Raw genomic sequence first — 16,677 nt, 5'->3', positions numbered from 1 at the left:
TCACACACGCAAGGAGACTGGCAATGAAGACATGGATGGCGGCGCTCGCGGTGGCGCTGGCGGCAGGAACGGCGCAGGCGGGCGACTGGGCGGGCAAGGAGATTCGTCTCGCGGTCGATCCGACTTATCCGCCGCTCGAATACAAGCTGCCCGACGGCGCGCTGACGGGCTTCGGGATCGACATCACGAACGCGTTGTGCGCGGAGTTGCGTGCGCGCTGCGTGTGGGTCGAGTCGAGCTTCGACGGGATGATCCCCGGGCTGCTCGCCCGCAAGTTCGACGTGATCGCATCGTCGATGACGATCACGCCGAAGCGGATGCAGCAGATCGCGTTCACGAACCGGATCTCGAACGCGCCCGCGCGGCTGATCGCGCGCAAGGGTTCGCCGCTGCTGCCGACGGCCGCTGCGCTGAAGGGCAAGCGGGTAGGTGTCGAGCAGGGTTCCGCGCAGGCCGATTACGCGATTGCGAACTGGCAGCCGGCCGGCGTGCAGATCGTGTCGTATCAGAACCAGGACCAGGTCTACGCCGATCTCGTGACGGGCCGGCTCGACGCGGCATTCCAGGCGGCGATCGCGGCCAGCGACGGTTTCCTGAAGAAGCCGCAGGGGAAGGATTTCGCGTTCGTCGGCCAGGCGATCGACGACGTGAAGTACTTCGGGCAGGGCGACGGACTCGGGCTGCGCAAGCAGGACAATGACCTGCGCGAGGCATTCAACCGCGCGCTCGCGACGATTCTCGCGAACGGCACGTACCAACGGATCAACCGGAAGTACTTCGACTTCGACATCTACGGCGCGAAGTAGCGCGCGGGACCGGCACGAGGGGATGGTGCACGGCGAGCCGCGCACCGGAAACGGAAGCAGCATCGCACCTGTGCGAGCGGCGGACCATGAACCGCCGGCTCGCCACGATAAATCATATCGATAAGGATTACATATAATGAAATGGAGATTCGTTTTCGTCGCGATTCCGGCGCTGTGCGCGGCGCCTGCGTTCGCGCAAGGCAGCGTCACGCTTTACGGCCTCGTCGATGCGGGTATCGACTATACGAACAACGTCGGCGGGCACGGCGCGTGGCAGATGGCGAGCGGCTTCGCACAGGGTAGCCGCTGGGGGCTGAAGGGCACCGAGGACCTCGGCGGCGGCTACAGCGCGCTGTTCCAGATCGAGAACGGTTTCAACGTCAACAGCGGCACCCTCGCGCAGGGCGGTCGCATGTTCGGGCGGCAGGCGTACGTCGGGCTCGGCAGCGCACGGTTCGGCACGCTGACGCTCGGCCGGCAGTACGACGCGCTCGTCGACTATCTCGCGCCGACCACCGCGAACGGCAGTTGGGGCGTCTATCCGTTCGCGCATCCGTTCGACAACGACAATACCGGCAACACGTTTCGCGTGAACAACACGGTCAAGTACGCGAGCCCGGATTTTTCCGGCTTTTCGTTCGGCGGCACGTACAGCTTCAGCAACGACGCGGGCTTCGCGAACAACCGGCAATGGAGCGTCGGCGCGCAGTACGAGCACGGCGGCCTGCTCGTCGGCGCGGCGTTTCTCAACGCGGACAACCCGGGTGCGACGTCGGGCGGTGCGATCGCCGGTTCGGGGTCGGTCGGCGCCGATGCCAATTTCGCGTCGGCGCGGTTGCGGATCTTCGGCGCGGGCATCAACTACACGGCGGGGCCCGCGACGGTCGGCTTCGCTTACACGAACAGCAACGTCACGCGGCCGGGCGCGAACGTCGGCTACCTGTTCGGCGACGAAACGATCGAGCCGGTGACGGGCCCGCTCGCGGGCGGCACGGTCACGTCGATCAAGTACCAGAACTTCGAAGTGAACGGCAAGTATCAGTTCACGCCGGCGCTGTTCGTCGGTGCGCAGTACGTGTACACGACAGTGCGCTATGACGCGACGACGGGCTCCGCGAAACCGAAGATCCATTCGATCGGGCTGATGGCGGACTACAACCTGTCGAAGCGCACGGACGTGTACCTGATGGGCGCATACCAGCGCGTGGCGGGCGACGCGACCGGCTCGTCGCTCGACCAGGCTTACATTCCCGGTGCGGCGGATCTGTCGTCGACGTCGAAGCAATTGATGGTGCATGCCGGGATTCGTCACAAGTTCTGACGAGGTGATCCGGGAAGCGGCGAGCGCGGCACGAGGCCGTCCGTCGCTCGCCGCCCGTGCATCTCGCGTCGCTCATTGAGCGACGCGAATCACGACCTTGCCGAAGTGCTGCCCCGACTCCAGGTACGCATACGCCTGCGGCGCTTCGTCGAAGCCGAACACGCGATCGACCACCGGCTCGATCCGTTTCGCGTCGACGAGCCGCACGACGTCGTCGAGCATCGTGCGGCTGCCGACCATGAAGCCGTGCAGCCGCCGGAAGCCGCCGATCAGCGGCAATAGAGCGAGTTCCGGGCCGCCGAAGCTGCTGAGTCCGCCGATCACCGATACGAGGCCGCCCAGCTTCGTTGCGGCGACCGAGCGCGGTAGCGTGTCGCGGCCGCCGACTTCGACGACCAGATCCGCGCCGGCGCCGCCGGTGAGCCGCAGCACTTCGTTTTGCCATTCGGGTTTCGCGCGATAGTTGATCGTTGCGTTCGCACCGAGTGCGCGGGCGTGTTCGAGCTTCGCGTCGCTCGACGAGGTCACGATCGTGCGCAGCCCGGCCGCCTGCGCGAGCTGCAGCGCGATGATCGACACGCCGCCGGTGCCGAGCAGCACGACGGTCGCGCCCGGTGCCAGCCCGCCGTCGACGAACAGCGCGTTCCACGCGGTGACGCCCGCACACGACAACGTCGCCGCCTTGTCGTAGTCGAGATGCGCGGGAATCGCGACCAGCGCCGTTTCGTCGGCGACGAACCGTTCGGCCAGCACGCCGTCGAATTGCGCGCCGGGCGAGCCCGATACTTTGTACGGCGTCGGCGGCCCGTCGATCCAGCGCGGGAAATAGGTATTGATCACGCGGTCGCCCGGCTTGAAGCGCGTGACGTCGCGGCCGGTCTCGACGACTTCGCCGGCGCCGTCGGCGACCGGGATCAGCGCGTCCTTTCCGATGCCGAGATAGTCGCCGCGCGCGAACATCAGGTCGCGATAATTCAGCGCGGCCGAGTGGATCTTCACGACGACGTCGGTCGGCCCGACCGGATGTTCCGTCGCATCGACGCGACCGAGCCCGGCAATGCCGTCGCCCGGTTTGATTTGCCATGCATGCATGTCGGCTCCTTTTCGAGATAGTCGGGACTATCATAGTGTCGCGCCCGGGGACGCATTGGCGAGAATTCGGCCAACGATTGTCGCCGGTGCGGAAACAACCCTGTCATCCCATTTCATCGGAGCGGAACGACATGGACGAACGGCTCAGAGGCGTCGCCGAATTCGTCGACGTGGTGGAATCGGGCAGCTTCGCGGCGGCGGCGCTGCGCCTCGGCATGACGCGCTCGGCGGTCGCGAAGATCGTCGCGCGGCTCGAACAGCGTCTCGGCGCGAGGCTGCTGCAGCGTACGACGCGCCAGCTCGGCCTGACCGACGAAGGGCACGTCTATTACGAGCAGTGCCGGCGGCTGCTCGCCGAACTCGGCGAGACGGAGGCCGCGCTCGACGCGGGCCGCCGCGAGCCGGTCGGGCGCGTGCGCATCAGCGTGCCCGTGCTGTTCGGGCGGCAATGCGTGGCGCCCGTCGTGCGGCGCCTCGTCGAGCGTCATCCGCGGCTCGAAATCGACGTGTCGTTCAGCGATCGCGTGGCCGACCTCGTCAACGACGGTTTCGACCTGGCGGTGCGCATCGGCGAACTGGCCGATACGAGCGCGCTGGTCGGCCGCAAGCTCGGCGTGCAGCGCATGGGCATCTGCGCATCGCCCGCGTATCTCGCGCGTCACGGCCGGCCAGCGGGGCTCACCGAACTCGCGTCGCACGTCGGCATCGCGTATTCGCGCGGCGGACAGCCGGCGCCGTGGCGGATCATCGGCGCGGACGGCGCGGTGCACGACCATCGCGCGGCCGGCCGCCTGCGGTTAGACGACCTGCAGGCGATCGCAGACGCGGCCGCCGCCGGTGCGGGCCTCGCGTGGCTGCCGTGCTGGCTGATGGCGCCGTACGTGCGCGACGGCCGTCTCGCGCTCGTGATGGACAGCGACAGCGTGTCGGGCGCCGAGGTGTTCGCGGTGCGGCCGGCTGCGCGCCACGTGCCGTCGAAGGTGCGGGTGGTCGTCGATGCGCTGGTCGACGAGATTCCGCGGATGCTGGCGTCGGACGACGCGAATGGGGAGCGCGCATGACGGCGGCCGATTCTCCGATGACGACGCAGTAATCTGGTTGGATGCGCATCGCGCTCGCGCGCGTCTCGCATAGACGGCAGAACCGAGTGGGGAAAAGCTGGCAAGCCGCTTTTTTCGGGCGATTAGCGCTTGCGTCGTCGCGGATCGATGCCGTTTTGTTCGAGCAGCTTGCGCAGCCGCGAGTTTTCGATCCACAGTGAAGCGAACGCGGTCACCGTCATCAGGATCGGAAACCATTCGCCTGTCACGCTGATGATCGCCCAGCCTACGGCCGTGGCGATCAGTGCCGTGACGATGAGAAGCAATCGGTCTGCAAGCCACTTCATTGCGCACCCCGGATCGCAGTGCTCGCCTTCAGGCCGAGATAGCTGTGCGAGCCTGGTGCAAGCACTTCGGGATGGCGCAGAATTTGAGCCATGACCCATGGGTGAATCGCGAGTCCGTAACGTGTGCCCCATCGAGCGACCGCCAAAGACATATTGATTCCTCGCTTGCCGACTCCGCATGCCAATGACGCATCGGTTGCGACCATCAAGCTGCCAATGACTGCGCCCAGGTAGATGCTGGCAAGAATCGAACTGCCGATGGTGACGCCTTCCAACTTCGTCGTGGCGCCAATCAGTTCACCGACCGTTGCATCCGCACCTAATGTTTTCAAGACATCCATCATCGCGGCAACGCTGACGATGGACGTTTGTAGCGTTGCGAACAGCGTGGTTGGAGCGGGCATGTGCAACGCGGTCATGTTTGCATGGAAGGCTGCGGAAAAACTCGGACATTTCGACAGCTGGACTTTCTCGGGATAAGTCGTGCAATTCTTGCATATCCCTTTCTCCAGATTGACCGGCAACTCTAGCAGGTTGTCGAGCAGATCGATCGAGTTTAGATCGGGTGATTGCGCCGGTGATATCCCGCCCATCGTGCCGGGTAGCGCTGATGCTGGCATGCCGACCGGTCGCGGTAACCTTCGCTATTGCCACGATCGGTGTAGTTTTGCAGATCTTGTTGGCCGTCATGAGACTTTTTCTAACGTTTTCGCGCCAAGGATGGCAAGCGTATGGAGCGCGTTGGTGCGCTACGGCGACACGTCGTGTGTGTCGGCGCTGTTTTTCCCGATACCGCGCGCCACCGCGTTGATCGCGCTCGTCGTGCTCGGCGAGAAGAGCGGCGGGCTCGCGTGCTGGGGCATGGCGCTCGCGGCCGCCGGTCTATATCGGGTGATGCGGTATTGAGCGAACTACAGGGACTACCTGGGGCAGGTAACAGAATTTAAAGGTTTCCGACGCAGGGCGCACATACGTGCACACATCCGGAATGCGGGCGTCTGCTGGCGCCAAACAGCGAGCCGCAGCGCCTCGGCGGCATGTCTCGGGGAAACAATGCGAGCCGTCAGTCCCGCCGAGCGCGGCGTTTTGCGTGTTCCATGAAAACCGCGAGCTTGTGACGTCGTGTTGCGAAAAGTAGATTCTCCCGACGGTAACGCCGGGGTTTCGAATGGCTTCAATCGCAATCGAATTGGGTTCGGGAAAGCGCGCGACGCTGACGCGCGCGGGACGTGGGACGTTGTTGGCCGGTCAGCGCGCCGCGATCTCCGAACTGATGCTTCACTGGCCGAAGTATGCAGGCCTGACGACGAATGCGGTGATGTACGTGCGGCAGTTGGGCCTTGGTGCCGTTCGTGGTGCACCGCTCGACGTGCTCAGGTCTGCCATCGAAGATGGGCGGGTCGCCGTCGAGATCGAGCGCGTGGCGGTGAATGGCGGCGCTTCTGGTGGTCAGCGGTCCACGCCCCCTTTCCCTCGTGGGAACCGGTTCGATAGAGTGGCACCAATGGCATCGCGGTCTGCGGACAAGCCAATCCCGAGCTGGGCACGGCCGAGCGATGTATCGGCTGATGAGTTGATACGATACCTGGAGAGCATCATAGCTGGCACAGGCAGGGGACCTGCCGACCTCTCGTCCGTACGGGTTGATAGCGCGCTGCTCAGCGACGCGACACCGTTCTCGCTCGACGACTCACCGTGGGGCGACGCCATGACCATGGCGGCTGTCGACGCGTTTCAAGAGGAACAGTGTTTCGCACGATACGAAATCGACATGGAAATGTGTGCGGCCGCTGGCGCGATGTATAAAGACCCCAGGACCTACGCACTGTGCAGGCAACGTGCTTTCGAAAAATTCCAGACTTGTAGAGGAATGTGACATGAGCAAACCGAGACGCGCCACCATCGTGTTTTACGACGAGGAGACGGAACAGGTTACGCTGTGCACGGTGTTTCGCCGCGACGTGCAGGCCGTTCTTGACCGCGAAATGAATGCAGGTGTCGCCGTCACGATTCCGCCGCATGCCGAACCGAACGACGGGTGCCCGATTACCGATGAGGACGCGCGGCGATTGGGCGGCATGGCGCTGCTGATGCAGGCGGGTGTACATCCGGAATTGCGCGAACGGCTCAAGTTCGCAGAGTCAGGTTCCATCGACTGGTCCCCCGTTCAGCGCCCGGACACCGACTGAGAATTGGGGTGGGGCGCCTGCATCATGCCGTCGTGATGGTCTACGACGAGAAGAAGCGCGGACGTCCCCGTAAAAGGCGCGGTGCCGGACAAACGTCCGCCGCAATCACGATTCGCCCGAAGCTGATGCGACGTGATTCAACCTGACGCGGCGAATCGATCGTCGTGCGAGTGGCGGAATACTGGCCACCTTACATATTCCCGCACCCCGTTAGCATGTGACGAATCCGACTTTGGGCGCCGCGCGAGCAACGCTAAGATCGCCGCTCCCGTAGCTCGAGCGTCAACAAAAATGAAAAAGTCCGCGTCGCCGTTGCATGCCGTTCGTTTCCGTGTCGTCTGCGCCGCGATTGCCGGCGCGGTGTCGCTCGCGTCGTGCGGCGGCGTCGACAGCAATCCGCCGCCGCAGGCCAGCGCGACGCCGTCGGCCAAGCGCCCGAACATCCTGTACATCATGGCCGACGATCTCGGCTATTCAGACATCCACGCATTCGGCGGCGAGATCAATACGCCGAACCTCGACGCACTCGTCGCATCGGGCCGCATCCTGTCGAACCATCACACGGGCACCGTCTGCGCGATCACGCGCGCGATGCTGGTGTCGGGCACCGATCACCATCTCGTCGGCGAAGGCACGATGGGCGTGCCGACCGACGAGCGGCGCGGCCTGCCCGGCTACGAGGGCTACCTGAACGATCGCTCGCTGTCGTTCGCGCAATTGCTGAAGGACGCCGGCTATCACACCTATATCGCGGGCAAGTGGCACATCGGCTCGGGAATCGTCGGCAGTGCGACGGGCAGCGGGCAGACGCCCGACCAGTGGGGCTTCGAGCGCAGCTACGTGCTGCTCGGCGGCGCGGCGACGAACCACTTCGCGCACGAGCCGGCCGGCTCGTCGAACTACACGGAAGACGGCCGCTATGTGCAGCCGGGCCAGCCCGGGCAGCCGGGCGGCGCGGGCGGCAGCCCGGCCGTGTTCTATTCGACCGATTTCTATACGCAGAAGCTGATCTCGTACATCGATGCGAACAGGCAGGACGGCAAGCCGTTCTTCGCGTACGCGGCCTATACGTCGCCGCACTGGCCGCTGCAGGTGCCCGATCCGTGGCTGCACAAATACGCGGGCGTGTACGACGCCGGCTACGATGCGATCCGCAACGCGCGGATCGCGCGACAGAAGGCGCTCGGCCTGATTCCGGCCGATTTCAAGCCGTTCGACGGGCTGCCCGAGGCGACGACGGCATCGCCCGCGACCGCGAACAACGGCACCGCGAACGCGAAGTACATCAGCGCGGTACATTCGGCCGCGGACGGCTACAGCGACTACGGCACCGGCAAGGTCGACAAGCTGTGGTCGAGCCTGTCGCCGGCCGAGCGGAAGGCGCAGGCGCGCTACATGGAGATCTACGCGGGGATGGTCGAGAACCTCGACTACAACATCGGACTCCTGATCCAGCATCTGAAGGACATCGGAGAATACGACAACACGTTCATCATGTTCCAGTCGGACAACGGCGCGGAAGGCTGGCCGATCGATTCCGGCGCGGACCCGACCGCAACCGATACCGCGAACGCGCAGGAGCCGGCCTATTCGGCGCTCGGCACCGACAACGGCAAGCAGAATGCGCAGCGTCTGCAGTACGGGCTGCGCTGGGCCGAAGTGAGCGCGGCGCCGTTCCGGCTCACGAAGGGCTATTCGGGCGAAGGCGGCGTATCGACGCCGACGATCGTGCACCTGCCGGGCCAGTCGCAGCCGTTGCCGACGCTGCGCGCGTTCACGCACGTGACCGACAACACGGCGACGTTCCTCGCGGTCGCGGGCGTCACGCCGCCGTCGCAGCCGGCGCCGCCGCTCGTCAACACGCTGACGGGCGTCGACCAGAACAAGGGCAAGGTCGTTTACAACAACCGCTACGTGTATCCGGTCACCGGCCAGTCGCTGCTGCCGGTGCTGACCGGCTCGGCAACGGGCGAGGTGCACACGACGCCGTTCGGCGACGAAGCGTACGGCCGCGCGTACCTGCGCAGCGCCGACGGCCGCTGGAAGGCGCTGTGGACCGAGCCGCCGCTCGGGCCGCTCGACGGTCACTGGCAACTGTACGACCTCGCGTCGGATCGCGGCGAGACGACCGACGTGTCCGCGCAGAACCCGTCGGTGATCGGCACGCTCGTCGACCAGTGGAAGGCCTACATGAGCAACGTCGGCGGCGTCGAGCCGCTGCGTCCGCGCGGCTATTACTGATCGCGGGGCGACACGATGCGGTTGCGTTTCTGGACGATCGGCGCGGCGCTGGCCGCCACGCTGTTCGCCGCCGCGTTCGCGGCGGGCTATGCGAATCCGGCGGCGCCGGCAGGCGACGCGTTCGACGATCTGAATCGCGGCCGCGCGCTCGCGCCGCTCGGTTCAGAGCGCGCGTGCGAACGCTATTCGGGGCTGCCCGCGAAGTGGCGCGACGATCCGAAGGCCGGAATGGTGCATCTGCGCGGCGGCGCGTTCGTGTTCGGCAGCACGCGCGGCTATGCGGACGAGCGTCCGGCGGGCGACGGGCGCGCGCGTGTCGGCGGCTTCTGGATCGACCAGACCGACGTGACGATCGCGCAGTTCGCGGCATTCGTGCAGGCGACCGGTTACGTGACCGAGGCCGAGCAGCAGGGCGGCGCGGCGGTGTTCCATGTGCCGACGCGCGACGAGTTGAATGCGCGCGACCTCGCGTGGTGGTCGTGGGTGAAGGGCGCGTCGTGGCGGCATCCGCGCGGGCCCGGCAGCAACGTGGACGGGCTCGGCAACCTGCCGGTGACGCTCGTCACGCAGCGCGATGCGCTCGCGTATGCGCACTGGCTCGGCCGCGACCTGCCGACCGAGGCCGAATGGGAATACGCGGGCAAGGCCGGCCGCGACGACGCATCGCTCGATGCGGCGCCGCGCGATGCGCACGGCAAGCCGGCCGCGAACTACTGGCAGGGCGCGTTTCCGGTGCTCGACTCGGCCGAGGACGGCCATGCGGGGCTGGCGCCGGTCGGCTGCTATGCGGCGAACGGCTTTCGTCTTTACGACATGATCGGCAACGCATGGGAATGGACGAAGGACGCGTACACGGGCCCGCATCAGTCGCACACGAACGGCGACACGGCAGCCGTCGCCCCGCCGACGCACCGGCACGATACGCCGATGGTCATCAAGGGCGGCTCGTTCCTGTGCTCGCGCGATTACTGCGTGCGCTATCGCGCATCGTCGCGCGAACAGCAGGAAGCCGATCTCGGCGCGTCGCATATCGGCTTCCGCACGATCCTGAGGGACGCGTCATGACGACGCGCATCGGGCGTTGGGTGGCGGCCTGGCTGCTGGCCGCATGTGGCGTCGTGCATCACGGCGCGGCGATAGCCGCCGAAGCCGCCGCTCCGGCCGTGCGCGTGGGCGTCACGCGCGGCGTGCATGCGCAGATTCTCGACGAAGTGAAGCGGGTGGCGGCCGCGCGTGGGTTGAGCGTCGACGTCGTCGAATTCGACGATGCGTCGCGCATCGACACGGCGCTGGCCGACGGGCGCATCGACGCGGCCAGCTTCGAGGATGCGCAACAGCTTGCCGCGACGCGTGCGCGCAAGCGCTATGCGCTGACCGAAGTCGCGCCGACGGTCACGCTGCCGATGGCGTTCTATTCGCGCAAGCTGAAGCGCCTGAACGAACTGCAACCCGGCGCGACGGTCGCGCTTCCCGCCGATCCGCGCGGGTTGGCGCGCGCGCTCGTGCTGCTGCAGAACGACACGCTGGTGACGCTGCGCGAAAAAGCCGGCCTGCATGCGACGTTGCGCGACGTGACGGGCAACCGGCTCGGGCTCAAATTCGTCGCGCTGCGCCGCGACCGGCTTTACGCGGCGCTCGACACGGCCGCGTTCGTCGCGATCGACAGCGACGACGCGGCCCGCTTCGGGCTGCAGCCGGCGCGCGACAGCATCAGCCTCGAGGACGCCCGCTCGCCGTATGCGAACGTGCTGACGGTGCGCGACGCCGATCGCGCGAAGCCGTGGGTCGCGCAGCTCGTCGCCGCGTATCACTCGGACGACGTCGCGCGCTTCATCCTCACGCGCTACCAGGATTCGGTGCGGCGGCCGTGGTAGACACCTGGCTGCTCGCGTGCAACGCGTGCGGACGCTGCTGCAACAGCGCGCCCACGTTGTCGTTGCGCGAGCTGTTCCGGCATCGGCATCGCTTCGTCGGCGCGTTGACGATTCGCCGCGTGCCGAAGCGGCGGATCGGCGAACGCTGGCAGGCTGGCGGGCGCGAGCATGCGCTCGATGCGGCCGACGTCGCGGCCGCCGATGCGCTGGCCGACCGGTTGTTCCACCGCGGCGGCGTGCATGGCGAATGGCTCGCACTGACGCTGCAAGGCTACGACTATCCGTCGCTGGGCCGCTGCGCGGCGCTCGCCGACGACGGCCGTTGCGGCGTGCACGCGAACAAGCCGTCGATCTGCCGCGCGGTGCCGCTCGATCCGATGCTGCCCGACCGGTTGCAGTCGCGCGTGCTCGTGGCACGGCGCGACGATGCGGCGTGGCTGGGCGCGAACTGCATCGTCGAGGCGGGAAGCGGGCAATCCGCCCGCGAGCGGGCGTTTCCGATTCCGCTGGTGACGGCCGGGCAGGTCGCGGATCGTGCGGCGCTCGACGCGCATCGCGATGCGCTCGTGTTCGAGCGTGCGGTGTGGCGCGACGCCGTGTTCGCATCGTTGACCGACGGCGGGCACGACGTGCGTCATGCGCTGTCGCGGCTTGCGCCCGGCGGCTACCTGACCGTGTCGATCGTGCCGGTGTTGCTGGCCGTCGCACCGGTTTCCGCACGTTGTCGCGCACTGTGCATCGACTTGATCGATGCTCAACTCGCATTGATCGGCACCCGCATCGAAGCGGCGCTCGCGCGCCGACGAGCCGACGACCGGCCGGCGACGAGCGAATTGCGCGGCTTCGCGCAGGCGCTGGAACGGGCGCGACGCGCGCTTGCGGCCATGCCGGCTCCGGCAGCCGCAACGCATGAGGACGCGCCGCGCATCGACGCGTGGCTCGACGATCGCGTCGACACCGATTCGCTCGCCGCCTGACGATCGCGGTACGCCGCGCGTGCCTTACACTTGCGCTCTTTCAATCGTTGCAGAGCGAGCGGACATGTACGCGTCGACCTTCATTTTCCGTGCCGGGCAGTACGACGACGAATTCCACCGGCTCGACCGGCAGATCGCCGACGTGGCGCGTGCGACGCCCGGCTATCTCGGCGAGGAAACGTGGGAGAACGCGGAAACTGGCCTGATCCAGAACGTCTACTACTGGGAATCCGAGGCGGCGCTGCGGCAATTGATGCAGCATCCCGCGCATCTCGAAGCCAAGGCGAAGCACGCGCGCTGGCTGGACGGGTATCGCGTCGTGATTTCGCAGGTGCTTCGCGAGTACGGCGACGGCAAGCTGACGCCGCCGCATGCGGGGCCCTCCGCGTAACGGCTGCCGGTCAGGCGGTCGCGCCGGTGTCTCCCGGCGTGGCCGGTTCGCGCGCCGGGCGCTCCCAGATCGGGAACGTCGCGTTCTGGATCGACGTCTGCGCGTCGATGACCTTGCGGTGATCGATGCCGGGCAGGTCGAGCAGCCGGTCGACCGCCGCCTTCGCGCCCTCCGCATCCTGCGGGAATGCGCACGCGAATTGCCTGCTCGTATCGAACAGGACCCACCAGACATCCGACGCGAACGGCCCCTGGTCGTTGGTTTCGATCAGGATCGCGCCGAGGTCGGACAGCGCGATGCCACGCGTCGCTCCGGTCCGGTCGGTCGACTCGATGCGCGTATCGGTTGCCGTCACGGTCCAGCCGCGCGGCCGGGCATTCGGCCGGGCCGCGGTGCGGCGGCCGGTGCCCGTCGGCACGGCCGCATCCGCGGCGCCGGCGGCAAGGCCCGGCGCACCGCCCTCCTGCGCCCCCCGCCCGTCGATCCACGGTAGCGCGGCGGCGCCCGCGATCGCTGCAATCCACAAGTAGTATCCGGCCCCGAACGTACGGATCGTTTCGTAGTTCGCGTCGGTCGGGATCGTATGCCACCCGAGCGCAAAGACCACGACCACGGCCAGCAGCGCCGACACGGTACGGCTCGGCCTGAGTAGCGCGACGACGAGCAGCGGGTTGCCGAGCCATGCGAATTGCAGGTCGAGGATCGCGAGCGGCCCGAGCGCGAGCACGGTGTAGCCGTGCCACCAGCTCACCGCGCCGGCCGCATTCGGCGGTTCGGCCGCGACGGGCAGCAGCAGCGACGCGACATACAGCGCGACGATCACGATGCGCGCGAGGGTCAGGCGGGGCGAAGCGGAGCGAATCTGCATGTTGCCTTCCCGTGGTGCACGATCATGCGAAGCGACGAATGCCGGACGGCCGGGCCGTCATTCACGACGCGCGGCGCCGATGTGGCGACGCGCCGAACGCGATTGTGGGCGATTCGCGCCGCGATGTCGAACACGCGATATCCGGCGCGTCACGGTCAAAGCGCTTCGACCAGCAACCGCGTGCTCTTCTCGCAATACTCGTGACATGCCGCGCGCGCGGCGATCGATGCGCCGTGCACGAACCGCGGCGCGTCGGCCCGCCGCGACATCGACACGACGATCGACGGCGGCGACGGCTGCAGCGGCAGCTCGACGACTTCGCCGCTTTCGATCAGCGCGTCGACGAACAGCACCGGAATCGCGGCGACGCCGAAGCCGTCGCGCACCAGTTGCACGATCACGGAGATCGACGGCGACCCGGTGATGCGCGTCTCCGACAGCGGCACGCCGTGCGCGTGCGCGAGCGTGCGCACGATGTCTTCCAGCGCGCGATGGGGCGCGGTGCCGCGCCCGTAGGTGAGGATCGGCTGGCGCAGCACCTGCCGCGCGAGGCCCGTGCGCGTGTTCGGCAGCAGCCCGGCGCGCGCGATCCAGCGCACCGGGTAGTTCGCGAGCGCATCGCATACGACCGACGCCTCGTCGCTGCCCTCGACGCGGATGATCAGGTCGAGCTCGCCGGCCATCAGCCGGCGCTGCAGCACGACGCTGACGTCGACGGTCAGGTCGATCTCGAGCTGCGGATAGTCGGCCGCAAGCCGCCGCATGTAGTGCGGCAGCCAGCTGTGCACGACGGTCTCGATCACGCCGAGCCGCAGCTTGCCGCGCAGGGCGCTCTCGCCGGACGCGGCGGCCTGCAGCTCCTGCGTCGCCTCGACCACGGCTTTCGCATAGCCGAGCAGGTATTCGCCGTTCGGCGTGAGCCGGAATTCACGGCTGTCGCGATCGACGAGTACCGTGTGCAGTTCGTCCTCGAGCGCCTTCAGGCGCTGCGAGATCGCGGCCGGCGTCGCGTGCAGCGCAGCCGCGGTCGTGCGGAAGTTGCGCAGCTTCGCGAGCGTGACGAAGGTTTCGAGAAAACGCGTGTTCATGGTGGACGGGCGAGCAGTGGATGCGCAGCTTGCCGCCGACGAAAAATGAACGGGACCGGGGAAAACCCGCGGATACGTTAAGAAATTCTATACAGCGGGCGCAAAAAAACTCGTTGGCGACAAAATTTTTTCCTTTCTATTCTTCGCCGTATCCGATGACACACCACCGTCATCGCCACGTCATCCCGACCCGAGACCGATTCTCATGACGCCTTCCGAATTCCGCCAGTCCGTGCGCCGCGGCGCGTTCCGCGGCCCGACCGCCGGCCATTGCGGCCCGTTTGCCCAGGCGAACCTGGCGATCCTGCCCGATGCGTACGCGCACGATTTCCTGCGCTTCTGCCAGGCCAACCCGAAGGCCTGCCCGCTGCTGGGCGTCGGCGAACCGGGTGCGTTCCGGATCGACGCGCTGGGCGAGGATCTCGACATCCGCACCGACGTGCCGAGCTACAACATATATAGGGACGGGCGCCTGACCGAGCGCGTCGAGTCGCTCGAAGCGCTGTGGCGCGACGATTTCGTCGTATTTGCGATCGGCTGCTCGTTCTCGTTCGAGGACATGCTCGCCCGCGAAGGCATCGGGCTGCGCCACGTCGAAGAAGGTCGCAACGTGCCGATGTACCGCACGTCGATCGCGAACCGCCGCGCGGGCATCTTCGGCGGCCAGCTGGTCGTGTCGATGCGGCCGCTGCGCGGCGCCGACGCGATCCGCGCGGTGCAGATCACGAGCCGGTTCCCCGGCGTGCACGGCGCGCCGATCCATATCGGCCACCCGCGGGAACTCGGCATCGAGGATCTGAACGCGCCCGAATTCGGCGACGCGGTGACGATTCGCGACGGCGAACTGCCGGTGTTCTGGGCGTGCGGCGTGACGCCGCAAACCGCGCTGATGGACGCGAAGCTGCCGATCGCGATCGCGCATACGCCCGGCCACATGCTGATGACCGACATCCCGAACGCGTCGCTGGCCGTGTTCTGACCGGCCGGCATCCGGTACGCCACGCATATACGACACACCGCACCCCACGCCCTTTGACGGCGCACAACGACAGGAGCACCACCATGGAAAGCAAGACCTTCGCGGCGCCCGCCGCCGAGCCCGCGAGCCGCGAGCGCAGCGGCCTGTTCTCGTGGTACGCGGATGCGCAGCCGCGCGAGCGCCGCGCATTCTGGAGCTGCAAGGTCGGCTACATGCTCGACGGGATGGACACGCAGATGCTGTCGTTCGTAATCCCGACGCTCGTCGCGACCTGGGGCATCTCGCTCGCCGACGCAGGCTTCATCGGCACGGTCACGCTGCTCGCGTCGGCGCTCGGCGGCTGGATCGCCGGCATCCTGTCCGACCGCATCGGCCGCGTGCGCACGCTGCAGCTCACGGTGCTGTGGTTCGCGGTGTTCACCGCGCTGTGCGGGCTCGCGCAGAACTACCACCAGCTGGTCGCGGCGCGGGCGCTGATGGGCTTCGGCTTCGGCGGCGAATGGACGGCCGGCGCGGTGCTGATCGGCGAGGTGATTCGCGCGCGCGACCGCGGCCGGGCCGTGGGCCTCGTGCAATCGGGCTGGGCGATCGGCTGGGGGCTCTGCGCGCTGCTGTATGCGCTGCTGTTCTCGGTGCTGCCGGCCGAGCAGGCGTGGCGCGCGCTGTTCCTCGTCGGGCTCGCGCCCGCGCTGCTGGTCGTCGCGATCCGTCGCTACGTGAAGGAGCCCGACGTCTACGAGAAGGAAAAGGCCGCGCAGGCGAAAGTGGCCGACGCGCCGCGCCTCACCGAGATCTTCGCGCCGAAGCTGATCACGACGACGCTGCGCGCGGCACTCCTGACGACCGGCGCGCAGGGCGGCTACTACGCGATCACGACGTGGCTGCCGACCTTCCTGAAGACCGAGCGGCATCTCACCGTGATGGGCACCGGCGGCTATCTCGCGATGATCATCTTCGGCTCGTGGGTCGGCTACCTGACGAGCGCGTACCTGACCGATCGCCTCGGCCGCAAGCCGAACTTCATCCTGTTCGCGGTCGGCTCGATGGTGATCGCGTTCTCGTACACGTCGCTGAACCTGACCAACGCGTCGATGCTGTGGCTCGGCTTCCCGCTCGGCTTCTTCGCCTCGGGCATCTTCTCGGGGATGGGCGCGTTTCTCACCGAGCTGTTCCCGACCCGCGTGCGCGGCTCCGGCCAGGGTTTCTGCTACAACGTGGGCCGCGCGATCGGTGCGCTGTTCCCGTTCCTGATCGGCGCGCTGTCCAGGCAGTACGGGCTCGGCACGAGCATCGGCATCTTCGCGGTCGCCGCCTACGGCGTGGTGATCGTCGCCGCGCTGACGCTGCCCGAGACCCGCGGCCGCGAACTCGACGCCGCCTGACCGACGGCGGCGGCCGGCCGTTCGTTTTTCTTCCCCTTTCATCGACACCGTGACACGGCGCGCGACGCGCGCCGTGCGGCGG

Annotated in this window: 17 protein-coding genes and 1 pseudogene; 13 read left to right on the top strand and 5 right to left on the bottom strand. The window is 67.2% G+C overall.

Annotated features, from left to right (window positions below; all coding sequences use genetic code 11):
- Window positions 1-23: 23 nt before the first annotated feature.
- Both QZM15_RS17365 and QZM15_RS17360 read left to right on the top strand, forming a co-directional pair.
- The gene (locus tag QZM15_RS17365) at window positions 24-806 is read left to right on the top strand and encodes an ABC transporter substrate-binding protein (protein ID WP_302106882.1); all 783 of its coding nucleotides are present in this window, start codon (window positions 24-26) and stop codon (window positions 804-806) included.
- A gap of 136 nt (window positions 807-942) precedes the next feature.
- A complete protein-coding gene (locus tag QZM15_RS17360; RefSeq protein WP_124862914.1) occupies window positions 943-2,127 on the top strand; it encodes a porin in 1,185 nt (394 codons plus the stop codon).
- Between the two features lie 72 nt (window positions 2,128-2,199).
- Here the strand turns inward: QZM15_RS17360 and QZM15_RS17355 are convergent, their stop codons facing one another.
- Window positions 2,200-3,219: an NAD(P)-dependent alcohol dehydrogenase gene (locus QZM15_RS17355; protein WP_302106881.1), complete on the bottom strand. Its 1,020-nt coding sequence runs from the start codon at window positions 3,217-3,219 to the stop codon at window positions 2,200-2,202.
- Window positions 3,220-3,350: 131 nt separating this feature from the next.
- Here QZM15_RS17355 and QZM15_RS17350 point away from each other — a divergent pair, with 131 nt between their 5' ends.
- Window positions 3,351-4,280, top strand: coding sequence for a LysR family transcriptional regulator (locus tag QZM15_RS17350; RefSeq protein ID WP_059579950.1), 930 nt, complete (start codon window positions 3,351-3,353; stop codon window positions 4,278-4,280).
- 122 nt (window positions 4,281-4,402) lie between these two features.
- On the opposite strand, the gene QZM15_RS17345 is transcribed toward QZM15_RS17350, so the two are convergent.
- On the bottom strand, window positions 4,403-4,606 hold the full coding sequence (locus QZM15_RS17345; RefSeq protein WP_302106880.1) for a hypothetical protein: 204 nt from the start codon (window positions 4,604-4,606) through the stop codon (window positions 4,403-4,405).
- Window positions 4,603-5,226 (bottom strand): hypothetical protein, encoded by a 624-nt coding sequence (locus QZM15_RS17340; RefSeq protein ID WP_302106879.1) that lies wholly within the window; start codon window positions 5,224-5,226, stop codon window positions 4,603-4,605. The genes QZM15_RS17345 and QZM15_RS17340 overlap by 4 nt, the downstream gene beginning before the upstream one ends.
- A gap of 118 nt (window positions 5,227-5,344) precedes the next feature.
- Here QZM15_RS17340 and QZM15_RS17335 point away from each other — a divergent pair.
- The 8 genes and pseudogenes from QZM15_RS17335 to QZM15_RS17300 all read left to right on the top strand — a co-directional run.
- A pseudogene (locus QZM15_RS17335) lies at window positions 5,345-5,512 on the top strand (EamA family transporter); the annotation flags it as partial.
- A gap of 262 nt (window positions 5,513-5,774) precedes the next feature.
- The gene (locus QZM15_RS17330) at window positions 5,775-6,482 is read left to right on the top strand and encodes a hypothetical protein (RefSeq protein ID WP_302106878.1); all 708 of its coding nucleotides are present in this window, start codon (window positions 5,775-5,777) and stop codon (window positions 6,480-6,482) included.
- 1 nt (window position 6,483) lies between these two features.
- Window positions 6,484-6,795: a hypothetical protein gene (locus tag QZM15_RS17325; RefSeq protein WP_302106877.1), complete on the top strand. Its 312-nt coding sequence runs from the start codon at window positions 6,484-6,486 to the stop codon at window positions 6,793-6,795.
- Between the two features lie 291 nt (window positions 6,796-7,086).
- On the top strand, window positions 7,087-9,036 hold the full coding sequence (locus QZM15_RS17320; RefSeq protein ID WP_302106876.1) for an arylsulfatase: 1,950 nt from the start codon (window positions 7,087-7,089) through the stop codon (window positions 9,034-9,036).
- A gap of 15 nt (window positions 9,037-9,051) precedes the next feature.
- Window positions 9,052-10,101, top strand: coding sequence for a formylglycine-generating enzyme family protein (locus QZM15_RS17315; RefSeq protein WP_302106875.1), 1,050 nt, complete (start codon window positions 9,052-9,054; stop codon window positions 10,099-10,101).
- Complete coding sequence (locus tag QZM15_RS17310) at window positions 10,098-10,910, top strand: MetQ/NlpA family lipoprotein (protein ID WP_226221586.1); 813 nt, start codon at window positions 10,098-10,100, stop codon at window positions 10,908-10,910. The genes QZM15_RS17315 and QZM15_RS17310 overlap by 4 nt, the downstream gene beginning before the upstream one ends.
- Complete coding sequence (locus QZM15_RS17305) at window positions 10,904-11,887, top strand: YkgJ family cysteine cluster protein (RefSeq protein WP_302106874.1); 984 nt, start codon at window positions 10,904-10,906, stop codon at window positions 11,885-11,887. Before QZM15_RS17310 ends, QZM15_RS17305 begins: the two co-directional genes overlap by 7 nt.
- 64 nt (window positions 11,888-11,951) lie before the next feature.
- Window positions 11,952-12,278 carry an antibiotic biosynthesis monooxygenase gene (locus QZM15_RS17300; protein WP_302106873.1) on the top strand — a complete coding sequence of 109 codons (327 nt, stop codon included), beginning with the start codon at window positions 11,952-11,954 and terminating at the stop codon, window positions 12,276-12,278.
- Window positions 12,279-12,288: 10 nt separating this feature from the next.
- Here the strand turns inward: QZM15_RS17300 and QZM15_RS17295 are convergent, their stop codons facing one another.
- Both QZM15_RS17295 and QZM15_RS17290 read right to left on the bottom strand, forming a co-directional pair.
- Entirely contained in the window at window positions 12,289-13,146 is an 858-nt protein-coding gene (locus tag QZM15_RS17295; protein WP_302106872.1) for a hypothetical protein, read from the bottom strand.
- A 155-nt stretch (window positions 13,147-13,301) separates the two neighbouring features.
- Window positions 13,302-14,234 carry a LysR family transcriptional regulator gene (locus QZM15_RS17290; protein WP_059579973.1) on the bottom strand — a complete coding sequence of 311 codons (933 nt, stop codon included), beginning with the start codon at window positions 14,232-14,234 and terminating at the stop codon, window positions 13,302-13,304.
- Window positions 14,235-14,439: 205 nt separating this feature from the next.
- Between QZM15_RS17290 and QZM15_RS17285 the strand changes: the two genes are divergently transcribed.
- Window positions 14,440-15,213: a putative hydro-lyase gene (locus QZM15_RS17285; protein ID WP_059640380.1), complete on the top strand. Its 774-nt coding sequence runs from the start codon at window positions 14,440-14,442 to the stop codon at window positions 15,211-15,213.
- A gap of 83 nt (window positions 15,214-15,296) precedes the next feature.
- Window positions 15,297-16,595, top strand: coding sequence for an MFS transporter (locus QZM15_RS17280; protein WP_059579978.1), 1,299 nt, complete (start codon window positions 15,297-15,299; stop codon window positions 16,593-16,595).
- Window positions 16,596-16,677: the final 82 nt, after the last annotated feature.

Origin of the sequence: Burkholderia sp. AU44665 (assembly GCF_030504405.1) — a bacterium.
Classification (GTDB): domain Bacteria; phylum Pseudomonadota; class Gammaproteobacteria; order Burkholderiales; family Burkholderiaceae; genus Burkholderia; species Burkholderia semiarida.
This window is presented reverse-complemented; position numbering and strand designations above follow the sequence as displayed.

Bases quoted from the DNA above. Each gene is read 5' to 3' on its own strand.
- QZM15_RS17340 (WP_302106879.1), bottom strand. From the start codon at position 5,226: ATGCCAGCATCAGCGCTACCCGGCACGATGGGCGGGATATCACCGGCG.
- QZM15_RS17360 (WP_124862914.1), top strand. From the start codon at position 943: ATGAAATGGAGATTCGTTTTCGTCGCGATTCCGGCGCTGTGCGCGGCG.
- QZM15_RS17320 (WP_302106876.1), top strand. From the start codon at position 7,087: ATGAAAAAGTCCGCGTCGCCGTTGCATGCCGTTCGTTTCCGTGTCGTC.
- QZM15_RS17365 (WP_302106882.1), top strand. From the start codon at position 24: ATGAAGACATGGATGGCGGCGCTCGCGGTGGCGCTGGCGGCAGGAACG.
- QZM15_RS17310 (WP_226221586.1), top strand. From the start codon at position 10,098: ATGACGACGCGCATCGGGCGTTGGGTGGCGGCCTGGCTGCTGGCCGCA.
- QZM15_RS17345 (WP_302106880.1), bottom strand. From the start codon at position 4,606: ATGAAGTGGCTTGCAGACCGATTGCTTCTCATCGTCACGGCACTGATC.
- QZM15_RS17355 (WP_302106881.1), bottom strand. From the start codon at position 3,219: ATGCATGCATGGCAAATCAAACCGGGCGACGGCATTGCCGGGCTCGGT.
- QZM15_RS17315 (WP_302106875.1), top strand. From the start codon at position 9,052: ATGCGGTTGCGTTTCTGGACGATCGGCGCGGCGCTGGCCGCCACGCTG.
- QZM15_RS17295 (WP_302106872.1), bottom strand. From the start codon at position 13,146: ATGCAGATTCGCTCCGCTTCGCCCCGCCTGACCCTCGCGCGCATCGTG.
- QZM15_RS17300 (WP_302106873.1), top strand. From the start codon at position 11,952: ATGTACGCGTCGACCTTCATTTTCCGTGCCGGGCAGTACGACGACGAA.
- QZM15_RS17325 (WP_302106877.1), top strand. From the start codon at position 6,484: ATGAGCAAACCGAGACGCGCCACCATCGTGTTTTACGACGAGGAGACG.
- QZM15_RS17350 (WP_059579950.1), top strand. From the start codon at position 3,351: ATGGACGAACGGCTCAGAGGCGTCGCCGAATTCGTCGACGTGGTGGAA.
- QZM15_RS17330 (WP_302106878.1), top strand. From the start codon at position 5,775: ATGGCTTCAATCGCAATCGAATTGGGTTCGGGAAAGCGCGCGACGCTG.
- QZM15_RS17280 (WP_059579978.1), top strand. From the start codon at position 15,297: ATGGAAAGCAAGACCTTCGCGGCGCCCGCCGCCGAGCCCGCGAGCCGC.
- QZM15_RS17290 (WP_059579973.1), bottom strand. From the start codon at position 14,234: ATGAACACGCGTTTTCTCGAAACCTTCGTCACGCTCGCGAAGCTGCGC.
- QZM15_RS17285 (WP_059640380.1), top strand. From the start codon at position 14,440: ATGACGCCTTCCGAATTCCGCCAGTCCGTGCGCCGCGGCGCGTTCCGC.